Here is a 25,368-nt window from a genome sequence, read left to right on the forward strand (position 1 = left end):
CCTGTGTTACGCGCAGATGAACGCGTGTTGCGAGAGTCTCAGCCGACGGTCGGGGCAGCGTCAAGAGGTTCCGAACAATGTCCGATGGGTCGAACAACTCCTGCGCGGTGATTCCCCCTTGGGCAGGGCAGGTGGCGGAGCGTTGTCAGTGGCGGGTGACAGCATCGGGCCCATGACGGACACCACGGCATTCGACTGGCGGTCCTTCCTGCTCCGGTGGAGTGGGGAGTGGGCGGATTCCCTGCCGGGGGACGAGACGCTGACAGCGGACGACGAGGCCGCACTGCAGGCACGCTGGCTGGGGTTCCCGCCCGCGTCCGAGGAGCGGATCGCGGCCATGGAGCAGCGCCTGGGCCGACGGATGCCCCCGTCGTACCGTGAGTTCCTCGCGGTCACCGACGGGTGGCGGCACGCCGGCGGGTTCGTGTGGCTGCTGGCGGGGACCGAGTCCGCACGCTGGCACGACAACGCGTCCGGACTCGCGTACACGTTCGAGGAGTATCCGGACGAGGACGCCGGGCCCGAGGAGCGGCGGGAGGCCGACATCTGGCGGCGCGGGCTGCAGCTCGACGTCGAGTCCGACGCCACCTACGTCCTCATGGACCCCGACGACGTGGACGAGGACGGCGAGTGGGCCGTGTACACGTGGGCGAGCTGGCGTGCCGAGGCGCCCGAGCGGCACGCGAGCTTCGCCGCCTTCATGCTCGACGCGTACCGGGAGTTCCACAACCTGCGGTCGCACGGGGGCGCGCAGGCCCCGGAGTTCGTGAACGACACGACACGCACGCTGGACGCGCACGTGGAGGAGGCCCGGACCGAGGCGCTGCGCGGCGGCTGGGAGCGGGCTCTGCAGATGCTGGACGAGGCCAAGGGGTACGGCAGACCGCGGGCCGCCGGGCTGGGTGACCAGATCCGCCGCCTGCTCGGGCAGACCTCCATGGTCTCCTTCGACGACCTGGTGAAGGATCGGCGCTATGCGACCGAGCTGTTGCCGCCACTGGTCGCCGAGCACGCGGCGCACTCGTACCGCGACGACTCCGGCTCACTGTTCCACCTGCGGGGCGCCGATGAGGACGTGGTGTCACTGGCCCACGCGACGCTGGACCGGATGCGCGACGGCACGTACCGGTACACGGCGGCCGGACCGTTCGGGGAGGCGGTCGAGCGGGCCCGGGAGTCGGCGCGCTGGGGCGACACCGACGGGGCGTGGCGGACACTGATCGACGCGGTGTCCTGGTGGGAGCCGCTGGGGCCGGATCACCTGGCGCCCCTGGGCTGGCTCGCCGACCCCCTGCTGGGGCCGCTGCTCACCCCGGAGCGGGGCCGGGAGCTGCTGTCCACGCCGAGGGGCGGGCAGTCGGGGGACACGCCGAGTCCGTCGGCCGGGCTCGACCCGGGCGGCCTGGCGTGGCTCGCAGAACCCGACCCCGGCAACAACCGCACGTCCTACCGGTTCGTGCTGGTGGAGGGGGTGGAGCCGGAGGAGTTGGCCGGGCGTCTCGCCGACAGGGCCGGTGACGGGGGCGGCAGCGCGCTGAGCGCACCCATGACCTGGTGGGAGGCACGCACGGCATGGGTGCGCGGCCGCAGGGAGTTCTCCTCCTACGACGACAGGGCTCTCATGGCGGTCGGCCGCGCCGGCCCCGGCTGGAGCTTCGCCTTCGACGGCGATCCGGCCCCGTTCGACATCCGGCGGCTGGTCTCCCCGGCCGCGTCCGCCGCAGCGGGAACCCGCGCCGTGGTGGTGTGGAGCGGCCTGAGGAAAAGACACAGGGAGCCGTTCTTCCACCTTTCGGTGGCGCGGGACGGCGCCGAGCAGTACTCCTTCACGTACGCGGACGGAGAGATCCGTTCGAGCGGGGAGATACCGGCGGCGCTGGACCCGAACCGGTTCTTCGGTGCCCAGGAGGACGGGGCCGGAGTGGAGCGGTCGCTGCTGGCGGCGGTGGCCGGGGAGTTCGGCGCCCGTCTGCCGCGCCATGCCCTGGTGAACGGACGGCTGCACACGTTCGTCACCCGTTCATGGAAGCGCCCGCCCCGGGACGGTGAGACCTACACGGTGATCCGGGTGGGCTGAGGAGACGCTGAACCCGAAGTCAGGCCGGAACGTGCTGGTCAGGACGGGCTTCGGGAAGGCCGGGCGTCGACGGGCACGGTCCACCCTCATGCCGGCGATCGCGCAGGAGAGGAACTGCTCCACCGGAAGGGTCGCCGCACGGGTTCGCCCTCCGACGTGCCCGGAGCGGCGACGGACCCGGCACCGGCAGGCAGGGGGCCAACGCGGTGTTCCCCGGCTGTGTCGAGGCGCCGAGTCGCAGCGGTTCGGCCATGCTGGGCAGATCGCGCCCCCTCTCCACGACAAGGAGCCCCGTATGCCCACGGACCCGCTCGGACGTTTCCTGGCAGCTCTGGACCCGGACCACCGCGAAACGATCGGCGCGAGGCCACGCCAGGAGCAGGAACGCCTCGCGGCGGCCTGGGAACGGGAACTGGAAGCGGACGACGAGCTCGACACCCTCGACGAACTGTCGCCCGCGGCGGCAGAGGCCGAGGCGGCCCGCCGCGTCCTCGAACGCGGCAGCGACCAGATGGACTGATCGGAAAGGCCCTCTCCTCAGGCCCCCTACCGGCCTTCGGGGGAATTCCGGGTCTGCTCCGCGGTTCCGCGTCCGGTGGGTGGTACGGGCATGAGATGCCGACGCCCTCCGATCCGCCCGACTCGGCGCTGCCGCGCCCGGACGACGCCGAGGCGCGCGTGCCGGGCGTGCTGCGGACCGCGGCCGCGTACGCGTGGCGGCTCATCGCGGTCGGCATCGTCGTCCGGTTCGCCTTCTCCGTACTCGGGCAGTTCCACCGGGTCGCCGTCGCCGTCTTCCTCGGTCTCGTCATCACGGCGGTGCTCCGTCCCGTGGCGGGTCTGCTGGCCCGCTTCATGCCCCGGCCGCTCGCCGTGGCCGCCGCCCTCATCGGCGGCATCGCCCTCGTCCTCGGGACGCTGGCCCTGGTGGGTGAGACCGTCGCGGACCAGCGGACCGGGCTGGAGAAGGAGTTCGTGGCGGGGATCGACCGGATCGAACGGCGGCTGGAGGAGCCACCCTTCCGGCTTCCCGCGGACGCGTTCGACGATCTCCAGTCCCGCATCGGCACACTCCTGTCGGAGCACCGTTCCGCCCTCATCAGTACGGCGCTCAGCGGCGCGAGCCGGCTGGTCGAGGTGCTGACCGTGCTCGCGCTGGCCCTGTTCTGCGCGGTCTTCTTCACACACTCCGGCGACAGGCAGTGGCAGTGGCTGTGCGACCAGCTCCCCGACCGGGCCCGGCACCGGTTCGCGGTCGGAGCCGACGCCGCCTGGCGGACCTTCACCGTTGGCCCTGCTGGAGTTCCTGGCGGCGTTCATCCCGCTGATCGGTTCGCCCATCGCCCTGGCGGTCGCGGCGGTCGTCGCGCTGGCGTCGAAGGGGCCGCTCATCGCCTTGGTCGTCGTGGCGCTGGTCGTGATCATCGGCCAGATCGAGGGCCACGTGCTGCACCCCGTCGTGATGAGCTGGGCCGTGCGACTGCATCCGGTGGTGGTCGCCCTGGCGGTGGTCGGCGGGGCCGTCGCCGCGGGGGTGATCGGCGCGGTGGTGGCCGTACCGCTGGTGGCCGTGGTGTGGTCCGTGTACCAGGCACTGCGTGACCGTACGGGCGACGCCGTCTGAGCGCCTCGCGGGCGCCCAGCGCGTGCCTCTCCCGCGTTCTTCCACCACTTCCCCGAGACCCGAAGAGAGCCGCCAGGGCTCAGGGTGGATCCGAGAGCCGCCGCATCAGGCGGTGCTCCTCCTCGGCGAGTTCATGCACCAGCGTCGACGCGCGTTCGAGGGGGGCCCGGCCCCGGGTGGTTCCCGCCTCGTTGAGGAGTGCCGCCACACGGGTCCATTTCCTCGACACCACGCGGTATGCCTCCGAAAGGTCGCCGTACTCCCCCGCACCGGTGAGCTCTGCGGTCTCGGCCAGGAAGTCCGCCCACAGAGTGCGGAAGAAACCGCCGCCGGTTCCTCCCTCCTCCATGATCGTGGAGATCTCGGCGAGCGCCTCTTCCGGGGATTCGAGGCCGTCGATCCAGCCGGGCATGAGGTCGGCCGCTTTGTGCATTCCCTTGAATCCCAGATTGGAGATCGGCGGGTTCAGGAAGCTCTCCGCCGCCGCCCTGACGGACCGGCGGGCGGCCTCTCCGAGATCGGGCAGCGGGCCCTTCGGGGGGGCGATGGTGAACGAGAGGTTGCGGGAGCTCATCGGGCCCCGGGCGCTGCGCGCACGCGCCAGGGACGCGCCGGAGGCCCACTTCAGTCCCAGCGGCCTGGTCTCGACGAGGGCGAACCGGTCGTCGTCATAGCCGACGCAGGCGACATAGTGGGCCGCGAACCGGTAGTCGTCCGTGGAGTAGTCGAGGTCGAAGCGGTCGAGCTTCAGACCGACCACGGTCCCCGCGTCGAGGTCCCGGAGCAGTTGTTCGCGGGCCCGCCTCTGCGAGGAGGTCTCCCTGACGGTCAGTCGAAGGCCGAGCGCCTCGGTGAGGTGGGCGGTCAGTCGATCCGGCTTGATCCGGCCGCCGAGGAACGGCGCCGGCATCTGCTTGGTGCGCCAGTAGGTGAAGGACAGACCTCTGCCGAGGCCGAAGACGAGCGACTCCGACACGTCGATCCCGTAGTGCCGGAGCAGGTTGACCAGGGATGTCGATTCGCAGTGATGACCGACGTAGGGCTGCGCTTCGAGGAGTAACACGACGCACTTCTTTCTCGCTGGACGGTTGCCACCGACCGGTTCGCCGATCTCACCTGTGGGTCTTCTTGCCCAGCGCCATCAGGGAAGCCCGCGTTTCCGGATCCATTTTCTCGACCGCGTAGCGGAAGGTATCGCGGGCCATTCGGGTGTGCCAGGTGCGCAAGAACGCGGCCACTTCGTCCCGATGGACCTCGGCGGTGACCTTGAGCAGCCATCCGCAACCCTTCCGCACGTACACGTCCTCGTCGTTCATGAGCCGGACGCAGTTGTCGAAGACGTGCGACAGGGGCAGTTCGAACACCGTCCGCCCCACGGCTCTCCGGACGAACTTCACGACGGCCACGTTCGCGGCGCGTCTCGCCCAGGGAGACCGGGACGCGACCCAGCGCCGCGTCCGCGGGATCCGGTCGAGGTGCCCGCGGAAGAACGGGTACAGCAGCTTCAGACACAGGTCGTCGCACTGCGCCCAGTTGGAGACATACGTTTCGAGCCAGTACGCACAGCGGTCGAGGAGTTCGTCGCCCAGCCCGGTCCTCGCGACCTTGTGCAGCAGCGCGAACCCCAGCAGGACCTCCTCGTGGTGCGCTGCGCGTGACAGCACCTCTTCCGTCAGGGCCAGGAGGGTCGCCGGGGAGATGTCGGGCCGCTCACGGAGGTAGTCGTAGGCGAGCTCCGCGACGGAGGCGTTGCTCACGCCCAGGGCGCGGATCTCCTGAGGGAAGTAGCGCTGCGTCCTTGCCGCGACATCCGCGTCGCCGCGCACGGCCAGAGACGCCAGGAGATCCCCGGCGGCGACTGCCACGTCCATGACTTCGATCCCTCCGTCACGTCGCTCCCTCCTCCACTGGCCGTATCATCGCGCGGTGGGCACTGGGGTGGGGATCACGGCGCCGTTCGGCCGGCTGCTGCGCGCGTTGCGGCAGAGTCGCCGGCTGACGATCGAGGAACTGGCCGAGGCGTCGGGTGTCTCGGGGCGGGCCATCGGCGACATGGAGCGGGGCCGGAGCCGGCGTCCGCACCGGGGCACCGTCACCGCGCTCGCCCAGGGCCTGGACCTGGACGAGGCGGCGCACGCCGACCTCCTCGCCGCCGCCCGCGCGGCCCGGTCCGGGGCGCGGCCCGCCGAGCCGGTCCGGGCTTCGCCCCACACACTGCCGAGAGGCGTGCGGGACTTCGTCGGCCGGCAGGCGGAGCTCACCGAGCTGCGCGCGCTCGCACGGGAGGCCGCCGAGGGCACCGTGATCGCGCCCCCGGTGGCCGTGGTGTCCGGCCCGCCCGGAAGTGGCAAGACCTCGCTGGCGGTTCGGCTGGCCGAGGAGCCCGCCTCGCCCTGCCCCGACGGGACGTTCCTGGTGGACATGCGGGGTCTGGACGAGCGGCCGCTGTCCGCGGAACAGGCCGTCTCCGGGTTGCTGGGCTCGTGGGGTGTCGGGGACGCCGAGCTGGCCCGGCTGACCGCCGAAGAACGGCTGGCCCGCTACCACGACATCGCCGCGGGGCTGCGCGCCATCCTGGTGCTGGACAACGCGGGCAGCGAGGGGCAGGTCAGGCCACTGCTGCCGCGAGCGGGGCGGCTGTTCGTGGTGGTGACGAGCCGACGCACCCTCACCGGCCTGGAGGGCGTACGACGCGTCGCGCTCGGGGTGCTGAGCCCGCGGGAGTCCGCCGCCCTGCTGCGTGCCGTCGTGGGTGCCGGACGGGTGGACGCCGAGCCGGGGGCCGCGGACGTCGTGAACGAGCTGTGCGGCCATCTGCCGCTGGCGCTGCGGGTGGCCGCGAACTGGGCCGCCACCCGCACCAACTGGAGCCTGGAGCGGCTCGCCGGCCGGCTCGCGGACGAGGACCGCCGGCTCGACGCGCTCAGCGCGGGCGACCTGAAGGTCAACTCCGCCTTCGCGTTGTCCTGCTCCCGACTCGCCCCCGGGGCCGCCCGGATGTTCCGGCTGCTGTCGCTGCTGCCGGGCGGGGACTTCAGCGCCGCTTCCGCCGCCGTGCTCGCGGACGTCCCCCTGCCGGAGGCCGACGACCTTCTGGAGGAACTGCTCGAAGCCGGACTGCTCATGACGTCCCGTCAAGGCCGCTATCGCCTGCACGACCTGCTGCGCCTGTACGCGGCTGCGCGTCGCCGTTCGGAGGACGGGCCGGCGGACGGGGAGGCCGGGTCGCTCGCCGCGCGGTCCCGGCTGCGCCACTGGCTGCTGGACACGGCCGTCCTCGCCGGCCGCTGGTACGAGCCGGACTACGGGATGCCGCCCGCGGACCCCGCCCGGCTGGTCGCCCTGGAGGACCGCGAACAGGCGGCGCGCTGGATCAGGGCCGAGGGCGACACCTGGCTCGCCGCGTACCGTGAGGCCGCTGCGCACGGCGAGCACAGGCGGGTGGTCGAGGTCGCGGAGGCCATGCACTGGTTCTCCGACCACTGGGTGTCCTGGGGTCACTGGGTCGAGATCTACGAGAGGGCCGCCGCTGCCGGGGCTTCCCTCGGGGACGCCGCGCTGGAGGCGACCCACCGCAACTACCTGGCCTGGGCGTACTGGGCCTGCGCACGCCGGCACGAGGAGGCGGTGGAGGCGGCCACGAGCGCGCTGCGTCTCGCCCGGACGGCCGGGGACGTCCTCCAGCACGCATGGGCCCACGCGTATCTCGGCTGGCTGCGGGACGCCGACGACGACCTGTCGCTCGCCGCCGACCACTATCTGCGCGCCGCGGAACTGTTCACGGCGGCGGACGACGTCAACGGGTACCTCCAGGTCTCCTGCGGGATGATCCGGGTGCTGCGCGGGGCGGGACGCGCGCAGGCGGCCGTGGAAACCTGCGGGGACGTCATGGACGCGCTCGCGGACCCCCGCCACAGGGACCGGATTCCGCCCAACGTACGGGAGTTCACCGCCCTGACGGCCCTCTACGCGGTGTCCTTCGTCCATCTCGACGAGGAGCGGTGGGAGGAGGCCGTCGAAGTGCTCCGGTCCGTCCGCGGGCAGTTCGACGCCCGCGGGTGGCACAAGCAGGCGGGCAAGGTCCATCTGCATCTGGCTCATGCGCTGGCCCGTCTCGGCGAGCGGGCCGAGGCCGCCGCCGAGTACCGTGCCGTGCTCGCGATGGAGGGCCACGCTCCCGCGGACGTGCGGGAGGAGGCGTTCGCGGGGCTCGCCGCACTGGCCGCGGGCCGGCCTGCGCCGCTCACCCGGTTCACGCAGTGACGGGCCTCAGCCTCTGCGGCCCGTGGTGGAGGCGAAGCCGAGCCAGGTGTGCCGGTTGTTCCACCAGCACCAGCCGACCTTGGGGGCGTTGCGGCGCTCGCGGCCGTCCCTGCCGGTGCCGTTGCTGATCCAGAGGGCCGGGGTGCGGGCGTCCGGCGTGCCGTTGGGCTTGCGCAGCCGGGAGCCGATGGTCATGAAGCAGAGGTTGCGCTCCAGGGCCTCGGGCTGCTGGAGCACCCAGTGAAGGCCCTCCGTGAGCACCAGAGGGGTGCGGTCCTCCTTGGTCAGGGCGGGCAGCGCCTCGTCCGGGGACCAGTTGGCCAGGTGGTCGCCGCGGTCGATGCCGGTGACCAGGTAGAGCGGGGCGTCGGGCAGGTCGAGGCCGCTGGGCGCGAACTCGTCGACGTCGGGCATGTCGACGACGACGAAGCCGGGCTTGCCGTCGCGGCGGAGCAGCGGCGCGAGAGCCGAGGCGGGGACCCGGTCGGGATGTACGGCAAGCAGGGCGCCGTCGCCATCGGTCCCGGCCCGCGCGGCGAACGCGCGGACCTCGTCCGCGGACAGCCCGCCGGTCTCGTGCACCCCCAGCGCGATCAGCCTCTCGGCCTGCGCGCTCAGGGCCGGGAGTGCGGGCAGGACGGTGGACGGGTCGGGCGTGGTGTCAGGCACGATGCTCCCTGGGGCGGCGAAGTGGCGCGAACCAGAACATGGGTGAACTCGGGCGTGAGCGAACCAGAACGTGGGTGAACTCGGACGTCAGCGCACTAGGACGCAGGTGGACTCGGGTCCGGGCGAACCCCGGCCCCGGCGGACTCATGGGCAACGAGCAGGCCTCCCGGGACGTTCCCGCCCCGCAGCTGCGGCGGCCCGTCGCCTCCCGCCCCCTTGCCGGACAGCCCGTGGAGCTGCCACTCGCGGGGCGTCGTCCCGTAGGCCGCGCGGAAGGCACGGCTGAAGTGGCTGGGGCTCGTGAAGCCCCAGCGTCTGGCGACGGCCGCGATCCCCTGCCCCCGGGCCGGTGTGCGCAGGAGATCGCGGCGGCACCGCTCCAGCCGCTGCGTCCGGATCCACTCCCCCACCGTCACGCCCTCCGACTCGAACAGCTTGTGCAGGTAGCGGACCGACATGAAGTGCGCCGCGGCGATCGCGGGCGGTGCCAGGCCGGGATCGGCGAGGTGGCGGGCGATGTGGTCCTTGACGCGCACGAGGGTGGCGGCGGCGGTCTCCGGGGCCTGGGCGACGAAGCGGCCACTCAGCTCGTCGATCAGCAGCGCCAGCAGATCGAGCGCCGTGGCGGCGAACTGGCGCCCGGCGAAGGCGTCGAGATGCTCCGCTTCGCGTGCCAGCCGGGCGAAGTAGGTCCCCACCAGGGCGGCGCTGCCTTCCCGGGCGGAGAACGCCGTGGCGGTCATCGCCCGCAGGTCCTCGTCACGTACCCGGAGATCCTCACGGGGGAAGTGGAAGGAGGTGAAGCAGAACGCGTTCTGCACCTTCTTCCGGAACAACCGGGAGGAGTCGGAGAGGGAGAAGTCGCCCGGCCCGATCCGGGCCTCCCGCCCGTCCTGCTCCTTGAGCGCGCTGCCCCGCCGCTGCAGGGTGAGGATGAGGAACTCCTTGCCGTCCTGGGCGATCAGCCGCCTGCTGCGGGTCACGACCTGCGGGCCCGCCTGCACCTGCGAGACCCCTAAGGAACCCAGCCGGTGGCTGACGATGCTGCCGGGCGACGGATCGTCCTCGAGGAGTCGCACATCGAGCGGGATGAAGGTCCGGGACACCGCGTGGTGCCAGCGCTCCCCCCGGTCGGCCGCCGGCAGCGACGCGGTGGACAGGACGACGGACACTGCATTCCCCCCTGGACATCGGCAAGGCCGGCAGGGGATCCGCTGCCGGCCTTGCCGATGTCACCACGCCGTCCCGGCGGGGTCCAGGAAGAATCGGAGGAAGAATCCGATCACTTGGCCAGGAAGGCGAGCAGCGCCGAGTTGACCTCCTCGGCGTGGGTCCAGAGCAGTCCGTGCGGTGCGCCCTCGATCTCCACGTAGTCCGCGGCCGGAAGCGCCTTGTGGAACGGGCGGGCGGTCCCCTCGACGGGCAGGATGCGGTCGCCCGTGCCGTGCAGGATCAGGGCCGGCACGTCGATCGCCGGGATGTCGGCGCGGAAGTCGGTGTACCAGGTCGCGGGCGCGGCGGCCGCGGCGAAGAAGCCGCCGCCCGCGGCGACGTCCCAGCTGTGCCGGACGGCCTCCTCGCTGATCCGCGTGCCGAGGTTCTCGTCGAGGTTGTAGAAGTCCTTGTAGAAGTCCGTGTAGTAGGCGTACCGGTCGGCCTTCACCGCGGCGACGACCCCGTCGAAGAACTCCTTCGGAGCGACGCCGTCGGGGTTGTCGTCGGACTTGAGCAGGCAGGGCTCCAGGGAGGCGAGGAAGGCGACCTTGGCGACCCGGTCCGTGCCGTGCCGGGACACGTACCGGGCGACCTCGCCGGTACCCATCGAGAAGCCCACGAGGACGGCGTCCCGCACGTCGAGGGTCTCCATCACGGTGTTCAGGTCGGCCGCGAAGGTGTCGTAGTCGTAGCCGGTCGTCGGCTGGGAGGACTGCCCGAAACCGCGCCGGTCGTAGGTGATCACGCGGTAGCCGGCGTCGAGCAGGACGGCGCTCTGCCGTTCCCAGGAGTGCCCGTCGAGCGGGAAACCGTGGATGAGGACGACCGGCTGACCGGAGCCGTGGTCCTCGTAGTACAGGTCGATGGCGGTGGAGTTCTCCTGGCCCACGGTGATGTACGGCATGTGCTGCTTCCTCGTTTCCGAGCGTCTGGTGCAAGGGACACGGCCACGCTAGGACCGGCACGGGCCCGCCGATTGCCTGACGGCGCACGGACGTTTGACCTGGGGCGCACACGCGGGCCGTGCGCCATAACCGGGTGCCCTGCTGCGCCCCGCGTGACACCATCGCCGCCATGGAAGGGTTGATGACGCCTGATCAGATGTCCGTCCGTACGTCCCGTGCCCTCGCCGCCGCGGTGGCCACGGGGCGTGATCTGGGGCTCGACGTCGCCGACGCGAGGGTGATCTACGACGTGTTCTCCGTCGTGGTGCACCTGGCTCCGTCACCGGTGGTGGTCAGGGTGCCGACCGTGCTGCCGTCGTACGCCGACGCCGACTCCCAGGCCGCGCGGCAGCGCCGGGAGCTGGACGTGGTGGGCTGGCTCGCGGATCAGGGGCACCCGGTGATTCCGCCGAGTCCGCTCGTGCCGAGGGAGCCCGTGCGGCGCGACGGTTTCTCGATGACGTTCTGGCAGTTCGTCGAGCTGGACCAGGGCGATGAGCCCGACTACGTGCACCACGCCGGGCTGGTCGCCGACCTGCACGCCGCGCTGCGTGCCTTCCCCGGCGAACTGCCGTTCCTGACGGCGGCCGAACCGCGGTTCGTCACCGAGGGGCTCGCCGTGCTGGAAGGGCGCCCCGATCTCCTGGAACCGTCCGACCTCGACCGGGCCCGGCGCGAGTGGGAGGTGCTGGAGCCGGTGGTCGCCTCACGTGCGGGTTTCGAGGCGGTGTTCCCCGGGATCGAGTTCCAGCCGATCCACGGGGACGCCCCGGCCGCCAACATCGTCTCCGGCCCGGGCGGCGCGCTGTACTCCGACTTCGAACTGACCACCCTCGGGCCGGTCGAGTGGGACCTGTCGGCCTTCGGCCCCGAGTGCGAGGCCGCGTACGACGCCGCCGCCGGGCGCCTCGGTCTGCGGCGGCTGGACCGGGAGGTCCTGCGGGTCGTCAACGCGGTGGGCATGTCCCGCGCGGTGGCCTGTCTCGCCCTCGCGCCGCAATTGCCCCTGCTGGTCGACGCGCTCCGGCCGGCCGTGGAGCAGTGGAGGTCCATGCCGTTCGCCGGAGGGCTGGGCGGCTGAGTTCGGCGGCGCGCGGGGTTTTCCTCACCCGGGCAGCGGGCGGTCGTCGACGACGTGCTTCATGACGAGGGTGGAGTTGAGGCGCTGGACGCCCGGGAGCCGGGCGAGCTGCTGGTCGTAGAGCTGCTGGAAGGCGGTCAGGTCGGTGGCGGTGACGCGCAGGAGGTAGTCGGGGTCGCCGAACAGGCGCTGGGCCTGGAGCACGTGCGGGACGGCGGCCACCGCCTCTTCGAACGCGGAGACCGTGTCGGCGTCCTCCAGGCGCATGGTGACGAAGACGAGGGCTTCGAAGTTCAGGCCCACGGCCGCCGGATCCACCACCGCGCGGTAGCCGCGGATCGCACCGTCGCGTTCGAGGTCGCGCAGCCTGCGGTGGCAGGGCGAGACGCTCAGTCGCACGCGCGCCGCCAGCTCGGTGACCGTGAGACGGCCGTCCAGCTGCAGCTCGGTAAGAATTTTCCGGTCCATGGCATCCATGGGGAAGATTCTGCCCCGGATTCCGCGATCAAGGAGAAAAGAAGGGAACACTTTCGGGCAGATCCGACCTAGCCTTCCTCTCACACAGAGGCGTGAGAGGGAACGATCGATGGACACGACCACGCTGGCGGCCTTCCTGGCGGTGGATCTTCTGCTGGTATTCACCCCCGGCGCGGACTGGGCCTACGCGATCACCGCCGGTCTGCGGGACCGGTCGGTCGTGCCGGCCGTGGCCGGGCTGGTCGCCGGGTACGCGGGCTACACGTTGCTCGCCGTGGCGGGACTGGTGGTGATCGTGGCGAGCTCGGCGACGCTGCTCACCGGGCTGACCGTGGCCGGCGCCTGCTATCTGGTGTGGCTCGGCTGGGGGGTGCTGCGGCAGCCCGCGGCCCTGACAGCCCCCGCGGCGGCAGTGGACGCCGAGGGCACCTCCCGTGCCCGGGTCCTGCTCCGAGGGATCGGGATCAGCGGCCTCAACCCCAAGGCGCTGCTTCTCTACTTCTCCCTGTTCCCGCAGTTCATCGACCCCGCGGGCGCCTGGCCGGTCGCGGGCCAGACCGGCCTGCTCGGCTCACTGCACATGACCGCCTGCGCCGTCGTCTACCTCACCGTCGGTGTCCTGGCCCGCACGGTTCTGAGGACCAGGCCCTCCGCGGCCCGGGCGGTGACCCGGGCGTCCGGGGCGATGATGATCGCCATCGGCGGGCTCCTGCTGGTGGAACGCCTGGCAGGCTGAGGGGCCCGCCACTGCCCGCCGGCCGTGGTGGCCCGGTCCCTTGCCTGCAGAGCGGGAGCGCCCGGGTGCCGTCCAGGCCGCGCGCCGCGCCACGGCGGCGGACCGGAAGGCTCCGACGGCGCCGCGGCAGCGCGGCCCCCGCCGGGCAGCCGCCACCGGCCTGGTCACCTGGGATTCCGGGTCCGCCGCGCGGTCCGCGCCGTCGCTCACCGTCCCTGCCCGAAGGACACCCTCGTCCACCGCGACGCCTCGCCACCCGCATCCGGTGCCTGTTCCTCGACCGCCTGCCGGACATGGCGGGTCACGTCGAGGAGCCCGGGCCGCGGATCAAGACGATCGTCGCGGGTGAGCCGGAGCGGGCGGTGCGCCTGGCTCGGAGCCGCGTCGAGGGGTTCGAGCGGCCGGTCCGGCCGTACGCGCTGGTCACAGTGGCGCCTCCGCGCAGACGAGCCACAGCGAGCCGGTAGCGGGACAATCGGGTGCAGGGACCGAGTAGGCAGGTGCGGTACACCCGGAGGCACCGTGCAGGGACGCGTACCGGAGGACCTGGCGGTCGTCGTCGACGCCGGCGGGGTGATCATGGTGTGGAGCGACGGTGCCCGCCGCCTGCTCGGACACGAACCCGCCGACCTCGTGGGCCGGCCCGTCACCGATCTGCTCACCACCGATCTCCCCGAATCGACGCGGCGGCACGTGGCCGAGGGCCGGCCGTGGTCCGGCGAGGTGGCGCTGCTGCACCGGGACGGCGACCGGGTCGTGGTCCGGCTGCGGGGGACACCGCTGCGGGACGCGGAGGGCCGGCGGCTCTGGCTCGTGACCGGCACCGTGCCGGCGTACCCGCGGGCCGCGCACCGGCCCCCGCCGCTGTGGGACCTCACTCTGGCCCAGCTCCCCGTGCCGGTGGCGGTCTACGACCGGGATGCCCGGCTGGTCGGCGCCAACGACCTCATGACGGAGGTGATGGGCAGGCCGGAGGAGGAGATGAGGGGCCTGACCCTGTGGGAGATCGAGCCGAACCCGCCCTTCGACACCTATGACCGCCTCCAGCGGGAGGTCCTGCGCACCGGCGAGATGATCTTCCACGAGGAGCACGGCAAGGCCCCGGGCGAGATCCGGCCGCACGCCTGGTCCATGTTCCTCTCACCGCTGAAGGACGAGACCGGCACGGTCCAGGGCATGTCGGCCACCGTGTTCGACACGACGGAGCAGTCCTGGGCGCGGCGGCGGCTGGCGGTGATCAACGAGGCGAGTCTGCGGATCGGGAGCACCCTGGACGTGACCCGGACGGCCGAGGAGATGGCGGAGGTGGCCGTCACCGCGGGATTCGCGGACTTCGTCACCGTGGATCTGCTGGAATCCGTGGCCAGGGGTGACGAGCCGGGACCGCTGCCGCCGGACACCCCGGTCGTGCTGCGGCGCAGCGCGCAGCGGTCGGTACTGGAAGGCTGCCCGGAGTCGGTGGTGGCGCCGGGCGGCGCGATCCGCTACCCGGTGGGGACGCTGCCGTTGCGGACCCTGGCCGCCGAGCGGGGCTCACGGCACCGGCCGGGGGATCCGGATCTCCTGGAGTGGCTCGAGTCCTCCCCCGCCCGGGCCGCGACCGTGTCCAGGTATCTGATCCACTCGGTGATGATGGTGCCGCTGCGCGCCCGGGGCGTGACCCTGGGCATGGTGCACTTCCTGCGCCACCGCAACCCCGACGCGTTCAGCGAGGACGACCTGCTGCTCGCGGAGGACATCGTCGCCCGGGCCGCGGTGAGCGTGGACAACGCCCGCCGCTTCACGCGTGAGCGCCGCATGGCACTGGCACTCCAGCGCAGCCTGCTGCCCGAGCGGCTCCCGGACCTGGCGGCGATGGACATCGCCTACCGCTATCTGCCGACCGGGGCCGGTGCGGACATCGGGGGCGACTGGTTCGACGTGATCCCGCTGTCCGGTACCCGCGTGGCCCTGGTGGTGGGCGACGTGGTCGGCCACGGCATCCACGCGTCGGCCACGATGGGCCGCCTGCGGACCGCGGTACGCACGCTCGCCGATGTCGATCTCGCTCCGGACGAGCTGCTCACCCAGCTGGACGACCTCGTCATCCGGCTCGACCGGGAGGAGGGCCCGCAGGTGCGCGGGGCGGAGGAGACGCCGGGGCAGGTCGGCGCCACCTGCCTGTACGCCGTGTACGACCCGGTGTCCCGCCGCTGCACCATGGCCCGCGCCGGGCATCCGCCGCCCGCGCTGGTCACGCCCGACGGCGGCGTACGGTTCCTGGACCTGCCGGCCGGGCCGCCGCTGGGCGTGGGCGGCCTGCCGTTCGAGGCCTCCGAGATCCAGCTGGAGGAGAACAGCCTGCTCGCCCTCTACACCGACGGCCTGCTCGAGGCGCCCGGGTACGACATCGAGGCCGGCACTGCCCTGCTGCGCCAGGCGCTGAGCAGCCCCGCCGAGGCGTTGGACGAGACCTGCGAGCGGGTGCTGCGCACGCTGCTGACCGGCCGGCCCGCCGACGACGTCGTGCTGATGCTGGCGCGGACGACCGCGCTCGACGCCGGGAAGGTCCGCACCTGGCAGCTGCCACCGGACCCCGCGGCCGTGGCCCGGGCGCGCAAGATGGCGGGCGAGCAGCTGGCCGAATGGGGCCTGACGGAGGCGGAGTTCGCCACCGAACTGATCGTCAGTGAGCTGGTCACCAACGCGTTGCGGTACGGCGGCGCACCCATCGAGCTGCGACTGATCCGCGACGCGACCCTCATCTGCGAGGTGTCCGACGGCAGCAGCACCGCGCCGCATCTGCGCCGGGCCCGGGTCTTCGACGAGGGTGGGCGGGGGCTGCTGCTCGTCGCCCAGCTCGCCGAGCGGTGGGGCAGCCGCCAGACGGCCACGGGCAAGACCATCTGGGCGGAACAGCCCCTGCCCGCCGGGGTGTGAGCCGGGCTACCGCGTGTCGACGATGCCGCCGGTCACCGCGATGACCTCGCCGACGGTGTAGCTGGAGTCGGCGTCGGAGGCGAGGTAGACGTACGTCGGCGCGATCTCCTCGGGCTGGGCGGCGCGCTCCAGCGGGGCCTCGCTGCCGATGTGGGCGAGCCCGTCCGGCGGCATGTGCGGATCCGCCTCGTTGAGGGGCGTCCAGGTCGGCCCCGGCGCGACCACGTTGGCCCGCACCCCCCGCTTGGCCAGATGCGTCGCGACGGACTTGGTCAGCGTGATCAGCGCCGCCTTGGACGCGGCGTAGTCGATCATCGTGGTGCTGCCCTTGAGGGCCTCCTCGGTCGCGGTGGCGATGACCGCGTCGCCGGGCCCGAGATGGGGCAGGGCTGCCATGAGCAGGTGGAAGTACGCGTAGACGTTCGTCTTGAACGTCAGGTCGAAGTCCTCCGCGGTCAACTGCTCCAGTTCCAGTTTGCTGTTGAGGTAGGCCGCGTTGCTCACCAGGATGTTCAGGCCTCCGAGTTCCCCCACCGTCCGTTCGACGGCCGCTCGGCAGAACTCCGGGTCGGTGAGGTCGCCGGGCAGCAGCAGACAGCGCCTGCCCTGCTCCTCCACCTCGCCGCGCACACGCTCGGCGTCCACCTGCTCCTCCGGCAGGTGGACGACGGCGACGTCGGCCCCCTCACGCGCGTACAGCAGCGCCACGGCCCTGCCGATGCCGGAGTCGCCGCCGGTGATCAGCGCGGTCTTCCCCTCCAGCTTCCCGCTGGCCCGGTAACGGCTCGCCCGGTAGCGCGGCTCGGTGCGCATATCGGCCTCGATGCCGGGCCTCGGCTGCTTGTCGGAGTCGTAGGGCGGGTCCGGCTCGGACACGACCTGGGGTGCGGACTTTTCCTGCTCGGGCTGCACATCTTCCCCTTTGCCGGTGTCGTCCACGGCGTGGCTCGGCTCGCCGGCCACGCCGTCCTTGCCCGCCCCGCGTTCCCACCACGGCGGCAGGCATGTCCCCTCGTGTCCGAGCGGGGCCCGGTGCCCGGAGCGGAATGCCGGAGGGCACGAGGGGTACTCCGACGATCTTGCAAGCCGGCCTTCGGGCCGTTCGTCGTCGGAAGGAGAGCCGTGTCTGACGAGACGGTGAAGAACGTCTTCGTGATCGGGCTCGACGAGGCCAACCTGCCCACGCTCCAACAGGTCCCGGGAGCCGACCAGCTGCGTTTTCACCAGCTGCTGACGATCGAGGAGCTCCAGGTCGGTGAGGTGGACCTGCCGGCACTGCTCGACAAGGCCCAGGGCGTGCTCGACGCGTTCGACGGCAGCATCGACGCGATCGTCGGCTACTGGGACTTCCCGGTCAGCACGCTCGTCCCGATGCTGAGCGAACGCTACGGCACGCGCAGCACCAGCCTGGAGTCCGTGGTCAAGTGCGAGCACAAGTACTGGAGCCGGCTGGAGCAGCAGAAGGCCACCGACCGGCACCCGCGGTTCGGACAGGTCGACCTGTCGGCCGAACCGCCACGCCCGCCGGACGGGCTGACCTTCCCGATGTGGGTCAAGCCCGCCCTCTCGTACTCCTCCGAACTCGCCTTCGGAGTGGACGACGAGGAGGAGTTCGGCAAGGCCGTCGCCGAGATCCGCGACGGCATCTCCCGCATCGGCCGGCCCTTCGAGCACATCCTCGAACGCATCGACCTGCCACCCGAGATGAACGGCGTGGGCGGCCGCGTCTGTCTGGCGGAAGAGGCGATGTCAGGCGTCCAGGTCGCCGTCGAGGGCTACGTACACCAGGGCGAGGTGACGGTCTACGGCGTCCTGGACTCCATCCAGTACCCGGACTCCTCCTGCTTCCTGCGCCACCAGTACCCCTCGATGCTGCCGCCCCCGGCCATCGCGCAACTGCACGAGGTCAGCGAGCGGGTGATGCGGCGGATCGGGATGGACTCGGCCACCTTCAGCATCGAGTACTTCTACGACCCGCGGACCCGGCAGATCAGTTTGCTGGAGATCAACCCCCGGCACTCCCAGTCGCACGCGGAGCTGTTCCGGTACGTCGACGGCGTACCCAACCACCACGCCATGGTCCGTCTCGCCCTCGGCGAGGACCCGCACATGCCGCACCGCGAGGGCGAGTACGCGATGGCCGCGAAGTGGTACCACCGCTGGTTCACCGACGGCGTCGTGCGCCGGGTGCCGGGCCCCGAGGAGATCGCCCGCATCGAGCGGGAGACCCCCGGCGTGCGCATCGAGGTGATCCCGGAACAGGGCGACAGGCTCTCGGAGCTGCCCGGGCAGGACAGCTACAGCTACGAGCTGGCGCACATCTACACCGGCGGGGCCGACGAGGCCGAGCTGCGGGAGAAGTTCGACCACTGCGTGGCCGCCCTGGGCCTGGCCTTCGAGGACGCCCCGGCCGAGAACGACGCCGCGCGCAAGTGAGGAGCACGTCAGTTCCATGCGTTACGTGACCAACCTGCCGTACGAGACGAAGGAAGAAGAGCACGTCACGATCCCGATGTCGGACGGGGTCCGGCTCTCCGCGCACATCTGGCGCCCCACCTCCTCGGACCAGGAGCCGGTGCCGGCGGTGCTGGAGTACATCCCCTACCGCAAGCGCGATCTGACGGCCGTACGGGACTCCATCCACCACCCCTACCTCGCCGGTCACGGTTACGCCTGTGTCCGCGTCGACCTGCGCGGCACCGGTGACTCCGAGGGTGTGCTGCGCGACGAGTACCTGGAACGGGAGCAGGCGGACGCCGAGGAGGTCCTGGCCTGGCTGGCGGAGCAGCCCTGGTGCGACGGCAGTACGGGCATGATGGGCATCTCCTGGGGCGCGTTCGCGGCGCTGCAGGTGGCGGCCCGCCGGCCGGCGAGCCTGAAGGCCATCGCCATCGCGTCCTTCACGGACGACCGGCACTCCGACGACATGCACTACATGGGCGGCGCGCTGCTGTCGGACAACCTGGCCGAGGCGGGCACCATGTTCGCCTACGGCACCTGCCCGCCCGACCCGGCCGTGGTGGGCGAGCGCTGGCGCGAGATGTGGCACGAGCGGCTGGAGAACACCGAGCCGTGGGTGCTGGAGTGGCTGCGGCACCAGCGCCGCGACGACTACTGGCGGCACGCCTCGGTGTGCGAGGACTACACGAGCGTGCAGTGTCCGGTCCTGGCCTCCAGCGGCTGGGCGGACGGCTACTCCAATGCCGTGACCCGCTTGCTCGGGAACCTGGACGTGCCCCGCAAGGGGCTGATCGGCCCCTGGTCGCACAAGTTCCCCCACCTCGGGGAGCCCGGCCCGGCGATCGGCTACCTCCAGGAGCTCGTGCGGTGGTGGGACCACTGGCTCAAGGGCGTCGACAACGGCGTCATGGGCGGGCCGATGCTCCAGGCGTGGATGCAGGACAGCGTGCCGCCCTCCACCTCCTACGAGGAGCGGCCGGGCCGCTGGGTGGGCGAGCCGGACTGGCCGTCCCCGCACATCCGGCCCGTCACGCACCCGCTCACCCGGCACACGATCGGGCCCGCGCGGGACGCGGCCGCGCAGACGTCCGAGGGCGGGGCGGCGATGACCGTGCGCTCGCCTCTGTCCGTGGGCCAGTTCGCGGGCAAGTGGGCCTCCTACAACGCGCCCCCGGACCTGCCCTACGACCAGCGGGAGGAGGACGGCGGTTCCCTCGTCTTCGACAGCGAGCCGCTGACCGAGCCGCTGGAGATCCTCGGCTCGCCGAGCGTGGAGCTCGACCTGTCGGTCAGCGAGCCGGTCGCCATGGTGGCCGCGCGGCTGTCCGACGTGAGCCCGGACGGCGCCGCGACGCGCGTCTCCTACGGCATCCTGAACCTGACCCGCCGTGACAGCACGGAGGCTCCGGAACCGTTGGAGCCGGGGCGGCGCTACCGGGCCACCATCCCGCTGAACGGTGTGGCGCAGGCGTTCCCGCCCGGCCACCGCATCCGGCTGTCCCTGTCGACGTCCTACTGGCCGCTGGCCTGGCCTGCACCGAAGCCGGCCCTGCTGAGCGTCCACGAGCACTCCAGCACGCTCACCCTGCCCGTGCGGCCGGTGGAGGAGCCCGACGAGGTGCCCTCGTCACCCTTCGGCGAACCCGAGGGCACCGTCCCTCTGGCCACGACTCAGGTGACGCCGCGGGAGCAGCGCTGGGAGGTCAAGCGGGACCTGGTCGACTACCGCTCCGAGCTGGACATCGTGAAGGACCAGGGCACGGTCCGCTTCGAGGACATCGGTCTGGATGCCGGCCGCCGCGCCCACGAGCGCTACACGGCGGTCGCCGACGACTTCACCTCGGTCGGCGGCGAGACCACGTGGACCATGAGGTTCACGCGGGACGACTGGGACGTGAAGGTGGTCACCCACACCCGGCTCACATGCGACGAGACGGACTTCTTCGTCGACGCGGCCCTCGACGCCTACGAGTCCGACCGACGGGTGTTCTCCCGCACCTGGAACGAGAAGGTCCCCCGCGACCTGCTGTAGTCCGCCTCACCGCAGCAGGGCGGCGCACCAGCGGAAGTGCCCGTCGTGCGGGCCCGTGCCGAAGAGGTCGTAGGTGATGAGGGCGTACGCCTTCCGGTAGAGGACGAGGTCCTCTTCGGCATGGCCCAGTTCCCGGGCGAAGAGACGGGTCAGCTCGGCGGTGTGGTGCGCCGCGTGGGGTCCGTACATGTCCCAGACGGCGGCCGTGACGGCGGCCTCGAAGGCGGGGTCGCCGGCGGTGGTGCAGAACCCGAAGTCGAGTACGGCGACCGGGCGCCCGTCCTCGTCCATGTGGATGTTGGACGGCACCAGGTCGCCGTGGACGAGGCTGTCGGCCCGGTCGGGCATCGCCCGCAGCGCGGCGGCCGTGCGGGACACGGCGTCCGCGAGTCCGGGCACCCGCGCGGCGAGGGCGTCCCCGTTCCGGCCGACGGCCCGTTCCACGAGGGCCGCGAGCGCGTCGGGGAAGCGGGAGTGGTTCTGCCACAGCGGCCGGTCGTCCCCCTGGATCACCAGGCGCCGCATGGCCTCGCTGCCCGGGACGGAGGCCAGGGCGCGCAGGACGGTGAGCAGGGCGTCGGTCTCGCTGCGGGGCAGGTCACGGGCGGGCGGCTCGCCGCCGTCCTGGTCCGAGCGCAACGGGCGCCCTGCGAGCTCGCGTTCGTAGCTGACGAGCACTCCGTCGTGCTCCTCGACGTCGAGGATCTCCGGAGTGCCGAAGGGCAGGGCGTGCGCGGCGACATCGGCGTAGAGCCGTCGGGTGAGGCCGAAGTCCTCCGGAGGGCGCCGGTCCCAGACCTTGGCCACGGTCCCGTCACGGAGCCGGTAGACGGTCCCCTCCATTCCGGCGGCGAGCCGCCGGACATGGGGATACCCACGTCGGGCGAAGTACCCGGCCCAGCGGTCGGACCGGTGCGTGTCGGTGTCGGTCACGCCCGGCATTCAACCAGTGCCACCGGTCGGGTTGCCACGCCGATTCGGCGGGCCGTGGCCGCTCCCGCCTCATGGCCCTCGCCGCTGCTGCGGGGGGATACTGGAGGACTCGCGATACGGACCGGTCCCCGACCCACCGTCGCCGCAAGGAGGGCTCATGGCCGTGCGTACAGGACGTGTCGAACTCACCCCCGCCGCCGAGGAACTGCTGCGGCGGCTGACGGGAACGCACGGACCGGTGATGTTCCACCAGTCCGGCGGCTGCTGCGACGGCAGCGCCCCGATGTGCTACCCGCGGGGCGAGTTCCGGGTGGGCGCGTCGGACGTCCTGCTCGGGCGGGTGGCCGGGGATACGCCGTTCTGGATGAGCGCGGACCAGTTCACGTACTGGTCGCACACCCATCTCACCGTGGACGTGGTCCCCGGCCGTGGCAGCGGCTTCTCTCTGGAGGCCCCGGAGGGCGTCCGCTTCCTCCTGCGCTCCCGCCTCCTCACCGACGAGGAACTGCGCCGCCTCGCATCGGAACCGCCCTTGCCCACCGGGGCGGACCACGTCTAAGCCGCTCCGGATCGCGGACCGCCCGCCCGCGTCCGCGGCCCTGTCCCCCCGGGGGCGGCGCCTAAGGTGGCCCCATGTACACATCCCGGGTCTCCGGTCACGTCGACGCTCCTCGTGCCGCCGTCTACCGGGCGCTGGTGAGCGCGGAGGCGATCGCACGCTGGCGGGTGCCGGCCGGCATGAGCGGCGAGGTGCACGAGTTCGACGGGCGCGAGGGCGGCAGGTTCCGTGTCTCGCTCACCTATGAAGCACCGGACGCCTCCGGGAAGTCGGCCGCGCACACCGACACCTACCACGGGCACTTCGCGCGGCTGGTGCCGGACGAGCGGGTGGTGGAGGTGCTGGAGTTCGAGACCGTCGACCCGGCGCTGGGCGGCGTCATGACGCTGACGACCACGCTCACCGACGCGGACGGCGGCGGCACCGACGTGCTGATGGTGCACGAGGGCATCCCCGACGCCGTGTCGGCCGCCGACAACGAGACGGGCACGCGCACGGCGCTGGCGAATCTGGGCCGGCTCGTGGAAGGTCAAGGATCCGCCTGAAACGGCATTCTTCTCCGGATGCATGTACACGGAAAAGATGCGAGGGCTCGCATAGAGGCCTCAGCTGCGGAAGAAGACGGACCGGGGCATGGCGTGCTGCAGAAGTGATGCACCCAGCGCCTGCCCCGTGCACCCGTGCGCCCCCCTGGAGAAAGGGTTCACCAAGTCGGCCGCCCATCGAACTGGGCAGGACATGGGGCAAGCGCCGCATCGGTGAAACGTCACCGTTTTCCAGGTCGACTGAAGCAGGTGGAATTCCATGAACGGCTGCGTTCCTGAATCGGAGCAGGCATGGACGGTTGGTACTGCTCCAGGCATATTCCCATCCCTCGGCCACGGTATCGCCTTGTTCCGCCGGCCGCTGGATTTTCTGAATTCTCTTCCCTCGCACGGCGATCTCGTCGAGATACGTCTCGGCCCCCGGCGGGCGTGGATGGTGTGTCACCCCGAACTGGTCCACCGGATGCTCCGGGACACCCGCACGTTCGACAAGGGCGGACCACAGTACGACAGGCTTCGGGCACTGATGGGTGAGGGCGTCGTCACCTGCCCGCATGCCGAGCACCGGCGCCAGCGCCGGTTGCTGCAGCCCGCCTTCCGCCCCGTCGGCGTCGCCGCGCAGATCGGCGTCATGGCCGAGGAGGCCGCGTCGCTGTGCCGGGACTGGCGCAGCGGGCAACGGGTCGATGTCAGTGCCGCCACCCTGGGTCTGACGACCCGGCTGATCAGCAGGCTGCTGCTGTCCGACTCGCTGGGTCCCGCCGCGACCGACGAGGTGCGGCACTGCCTCGCCGTCATCGTCCGGGGCCTGTTCGTGCGCACGGTGATACCGGTCGACGCCCTCTTCCGTCTCCCCACACCCGCCAACCGCCGTTACCGGCGGGCCGTGGAGCGGGTGCGCGAGCTCATCGGCACGGCCATCGACGAGCGCCGCCGGGGCACTCCCCGCGACGACCTGCTGGGGCTCCTGCTGAACGCCGCGGCGGACGCGGACGGCGGGCCCTCGGTCACCGAACGGGAGGTCCACGACCAGTTGGTGTCCCTCCTGCTCACCGGTTCCGAGAGCCCTTCGATGTGTCTGGCCTCCACCTTCAGTCTCCTGGCCCGGCACCCGGAGGCGGAGCGGCGGCTGCACGCCGAGGTCGACACCGTCCTCGCCGGCCGGTCACCGGACGCCGACGATCTGCCGCGTCTGGTCTACACCCGGGCCGTCCTCACCGAGACGCTGCGCCACTCCCCGCCCGGCTGGCTCTTCACGCGGGTCACCACCCGGGAGACGGAGCTTGCCGGACGCCGGCTGCCGCGGGGGACCACGGTCCTGTACAGCCCCTACCTCCTGCACCACGACCCCGCCTCGTTCCCCGACCCCGAGGCGTTCCGGCCCGAGCGCTGGCTGGAGGGCGCGGCCGCCGCCCGCCCGCAGGGGGCGCTGATCCCGTTCGCGGCCGGCAACCGCAAGTGCATCGGCGACCTGTTCTCCATGGCCGAGATGACGGTGGCGCTGGCGACCGTGGCCGGCCGCTGGCGGCTACGGCATCCGGCCGGGCGTGTCCCGTCACCGCGCCCCGGGGCGACGCTGGGACCGAGGTCCCTGACGATGATCTGCACAGCACGGGCGGACGCACCGGGCGGCACCGCGCCGCACGGCCTCGCCCTCACCCCCGGCGCCGTGCGAGCGGCGTACGGGACGGAGAAGACCCGGAGGGACGGTGACAACGGTGTCCACCACGCATGAGGAAAGGGCGGCCGTTGCGCAGGACATGCTTCCCGCGTCCACCTTGGTGGAGCTGATCGACGCTCACCTCTACATGCCCTTCCCGTTCCGGCGCAGTCCGCACGAAGCGGCCGCCAGGGCGGGAGTCGACGAGTGGCTGCGCGCGACGGGGCTGAGCGACGAACCGGGCGTCCAGACCATGATCTCCCACACGCGCCCGGCCGAACTCGCCTCCTACAACAGCCCGGACGCGGATCCCGGCCTCCTGCAGCTCGTCGCTCACCAGATCGCTTACCAGTTCGTCTTCGACGACCGGGCCGAGGAGGTCGGCCGGCACCGGCCCGGCCGATTGCTCCCCATGCTGGGCGAGAGCATCGCGATCCTGCGGGACGGCGCACCGCCCAGCACTCCGCTGGGCGCGGCCCTGTCCGACCTCTACCGGCAGGTCCGCGCACGGTGCACCCCCGCCCAGGCCGCCCGCTGGGCTTGGAAGAGCCGCGAGTACGTGCACGGGCTGCTGTACGAGTCGGTGGCCCAGCCCCACCCCTCACCCCCGCGCTCCGGGCTGTGCACGTCGATACGGTCCCTCACCGCGGGCGTCGAGCCCTTCCACCCGCTGTGCGAGGCCGCCCAGCCGTGCGAGCTGACCTCCGCGGAACTCCACCACCCGGTCATGCGGCAGCTGAGCCGGCTGTCGGCCGACGCCGCGGTGTGGATCCCCGACCTCTTCTCCGCGGTCAAGGAGCAGCGGTCCGGCGAAATGATCAACCTGGCGCTCGCCTACCAGCGGGCCCACCGGTGCCCCCTGCCCGTGGCCGTCACCCTGGCCATCCAGCAGATCAACCGCACGATCCGCGAGTTCGAGGGCCTCTACGCCGAGATCGAACCCGAGTTGAGCCCTTCGGGCGTCGGTTACGTGGACGGCATGGCCGGCTGGATCCGTGGCTGCTACTACTGGTCCCGCACCGTGCCGCGGTACGCGGACGCGGCGGCTTTGGGCCTGCGGTGAGAAGGACCTGAGGAGGAACGTCGTCAGGGGGCGGGGCGGGTGCCCATTCGGGCCACGGTACCCGCCCGGCCCGCACTTCACGCGGCTGTAGCAGGTCATTCACCCTTCTTC

At 71.9% G+C, this 25,368-nt stretch carries 21 protein-coding genes and 1 pseudogene; 14 read left to right on the forward strand and 8 right to left on the reverse strand.

What is annotated here, in order from left to right; genetic code table 11:
* The first annotated feature begins 172 nt into the window (after positions 1-172).
* The 3 genes and pseudogenes from AB0F04_RS27630 (at position 173) to AB0F04_RS27640 (ending at position 3,701) form a co-directional block, all read left to right on the forward strand.
* On the forward strand, positions 173-2,077 hold the full coding sequence (locus AB0F04_RS27630; protein WP_362045851.1) for an SMI1/KNR4 family protein: 1,905 nt from the start codon (positions 173-175) through the stop codon (positions 2,075-2,077).
* Between the two features lie 295 nt (positions 2,078-2,372).
* Positions 2,373-2,597 (forward strand): hypothetical protein, encoded by a 225-nt coding sequence (locus AB0F04_RS27635; protein WP_362045854.1) that lies wholly within the window; start codon positions 2,373-2,375, stop codon positions 2,595-2,597.
* Positions 2,598-2,692: 95 nt separating this feature from the next.
* Positions 2,693-3,701: pseudogene (locus AB0F04_RS27640) on the forward strand (AI-2E family transporter).
* A 79-nt stretch (positions 3,702-3,780) separates the two neighbouring features.
* On the opposite strand, the gene AB0F04_RS27645 reads toward AB0F04_RS27640, so the two are convergent.
* Both AB0F04_RS27645 and AB0F04_RS27650 read right to left on the reverse strand, forming a co-directional pair.
* Complete coding sequence (locus AB0F04_RS27645) at positions 3,781-4,764, reverse strand: BtrH N-terminal domain-containing protein (protein ID WP_362045856.1); 984 nt, start codon at positions 4,762-4,764, stop codon at positions 3,781-3,783.
* Between the two features lie 49 nt (positions 4,765-4,813).
* Positions 4,814-5,572 carry a DNA alkylation repair protein gene (locus AB0F04_RS27650; protein WP_362045859.1) on the reverse strand — a complete coding sequence of 253 codons (759 nt, stop codon included), beginning with the start codon at positions 5,570-5,572 and terminating at the stop codon, positions 4,814-4,816.
* A gap of 55 nt (positions 5,573-5,627) precedes the next feature.
* Between AB0F04_RS27650 and AB0F04_RS27655 the strand changes: the two genes are divergently transcribed.
* A complete protein-coding gene (locus tag AB0F04_RS27655; RefSeq protein ID WP_362045861.1) occupies positions 5,628-7,964 on the forward strand; it encodes a helix-turn-helix domain-containing protein in 2,337 nt (778 codons plus the stop codon).
* Positions 7,965-7,970: 6 nt separating this feature from the next.
* Here the strand turns inward: AB0F04_RS27655 and AB0F04_RS27660 are convergent, their stop codons facing one another.
* The 3 genes from AB0F04_RS27660 to AB0F04_RS27670 form a co-directional block, all read right to left on the reverse strand.
* Positions 7,971-8,633 carry a DUF5701 family protein gene (locus AB0F04_RS27660; protein ID WP_362045863.1) on the reverse strand — a complete coding sequence of 221 codons (663 nt, stop codon included), beginning with the start codon at positions 8,631-8,633 and terminating at the stop codon, positions 7,971-7,973.
* A gap of 95 nt (positions 8,634-8,728) precedes the next feature.
* Positions 8,729-9,805 (reverse strand): helix-turn-helix domain-containing protein, encoded by a 1,077-nt coding sequence (locus AB0F04_RS27665; protein WP_362045866.1) that lies wholly within the window; start codon positions 9,803-9,805, stop codon positions 8,729-8,731.
* A gap of 110 nt (positions 9,806-9,915) precedes the next feature.
* Positions 9,916-10,752, reverse strand: a complete 837-nt coding sequence (locus tag AB0F04_RS27670) for an alpha/beta hydrolase (protein ID WP_362045869.1) — start codon at positions 10,750-10,752, stop codon at positions 9,916-9,918.
* 182 nt (positions 10,753-10,934) lie between these two features.
* Between AB0F04_RS27670 and AB0F04_RS27675 the strand changes: the two genes are divergently transcribed.
* Positions 10,935-11,873, forward strand: a complete 939-nt coding sequence (locus AB0F04_RS27675) for an aminoglycoside phosphotransferase family protein (protein WP_362045872.1) — start codon at positions 10,935-10,937, stop codon at positions 11,871-11,873.
* A gap of 24 nt (positions 11,874-11,897) precedes the next feature.
* Here AB0F04_RS27675 and AB0F04_RS27680 read toward each other — a convergent pair whose 3' ends face one another.
* A complete protein-coding gene (locus tag AB0F04_RS27680; RefSeq protein WP_362045875.1) occupies positions 11,898-12,350 on the reverse strand; it encodes an Lrp/AsnC family transcriptional regulator in 453 nt (150 codons plus the stop codon).
* 109 nt (positions 12,351-12,459) lie between these two features.
* Between AB0F04_RS27680 and AB0F04_RS27685 the strand changes: the two genes are divergently transcribed.
* From AB0F04_RS27685 to AB0F04_RS27695, 3 genes are all read left to right on the forward strand, one after another.
* A complete protein-coding gene (locus AB0F04_RS27685; RefSeq protein WP_362045877.1) occupies positions 12,460-13,086 on the forward strand; it encodes a LysE family translocator in 627 nt (208 codons plus the stop codon).
* Positions 13,087-13,379: 293 nt separating this feature from the next.
* Positions 13,380-13,553, forward strand: a complete 174-nt coding sequence (locus tag AB0F04_RS27690; protein WP_362045880.1) for a hypothetical protein — start codon at positions 13,380-13,382, stop codon at positions 13,551-13,553.
* A gap of 55 nt (positions 13,554-13,608) precedes the next feature.
* Complete coding sequence (locus AB0F04_RS27695; protein WP_362045882.1) at positions 13,609-16,005, forward strand: SpoIIE family protein phosphatase; 2,397 nt, start codon at positions 13,609-13,611, stop codon at positions 16,003-16,005.
* 6 nt (positions 16,006-16,011) lie between these two features.
* On the opposite strand, the gene AB0F04_RS27700 is transcribed toward AB0F04_RS27695, so the two are convergent.
* A complete protein-coding gene (locus AB0F04_RS27700; RefSeq protein WP_362046243.1) occupies positions 16,012-16,917 on the reverse strand; it encodes an SDR family oxidoreductase in 906 nt (301 codons plus the stop codon).
* A 210-nt stretch (positions 16,918-17,127) separates the two neighbouring features.
* On the opposite strand from AB0F04_RS27700, the gene AB0F04_RS27705 reads away from it, so the two are divergent.
* Both AB0F04_RS27705 and AB0F04_RS27710 read left to right on the forward strand, forming a co-directional pair.
* Positions 17,128-18,441, forward strand: coding sequence for an ATP-grasp domain-containing protein (locus AB0F04_RS27705; protein WP_362045885.1), 1,314 nt, complete (start codon positions 17,128-17,130; stop codon positions 18,439-18,441).
* A gap of 16 nt (positions 18,442-18,457) precedes the next feature.
* Positions 18,458-20,497 carry a CocE/NonD family hydrolase gene (locus AB0F04_RS27710; protein ID WP_362045888.1) on the forward strand — a complete coding sequence of 680 codons (2,040 nt, stop codon included), beginning with the start codon at positions 18,458-18,460 and terminating at the stop codon, positions 20,495-20,497.
* A 6-nt stretch (positions 20,498-20,503) separates the two neighbouring features.
* Here the strand turns inward: AB0F04_RS27710 and AB0F04_RS27715 are convergent, their stop codons facing one another.
* Positions 20,504-21,430: an aminoglycoside phosphotransferase family protein gene (locus AB0F04_RS27715; protein WP_362045891.1), complete on the reverse strand. Its 927-nt coding sequence runs from the start codon at positions 21,428-21,430 to the stop codon at positions 20,504-20,506.
* Between the two features lie 157 nt (positions 21,431-21,587).
* Here AB0F04_RS27715 and AB0F04_RS27720 point away from each other — a divergent pair, with 157 nt between their 5' ends.
* From AB0F04_RS27720 to AB0F04_RS27735, 4 genes are all read left to right on the forward strand, one after another.
* Positions 21,588-21,989 (forward strand): DUF779 domain-containing protein, encoded by a 402-nt coding sequence (locus tag AB0F04_RS27720; protein WP_362045893.1) that lies wholly within the window; start codon positions 21,588-21,590, stop codon positions 21,987-21,989.
* A 74-nt stretch (positions 21,990-22,063) separates the two neighbouring features.
* Positions 22,064-22,534 carry an SRPBCC domain-containing protein gene (locus tag AB0F04_RS27725; RefSeq protein WP_362045895.1) on the forward strand — a complete coding sequence of 157 codons (471 nt, stop codon included), beginning with the start codon at positions 22,064-22,066 and terminating at the stop codon, positions 22,532-22,534.
* Positions 22,535-22,967: 433 nt separating this feature from the next.
* Entirely contained in the window at positions 22,968-24,269 is a 1,302-nt protein-coding gene (locus AB0F04_RS27730) for a cytochrome P450 (RefSeq protein ID WP_362045897.1), read from the forward strand.
* Entirely contained in the window at positions 24,253-25,257 is a 1,005-nt protein-coding gene (locus AB0F04_RS27735; RefSeq protein ID WP_362045899.1) for a (-)-alpha-amorphene synthase, read from the forward strand. Before AB0F04_RS27730 ends, AB0F04_RS27735 begins: the two co-directional genes overlap by 17 nt.
* Positions 25,258-25,368 lie beyond the last annotated feature (111 nt).

Origin of the sequence: Streptomyces sp. NPDC029041 (assembly GCF_040637515.1) — a bacterium.
Classification (GTDB): Bacteria; Actinomycetota; Actinomycetes; order Streptomycetales; family Streptomycetaceae; genus Streptomyces.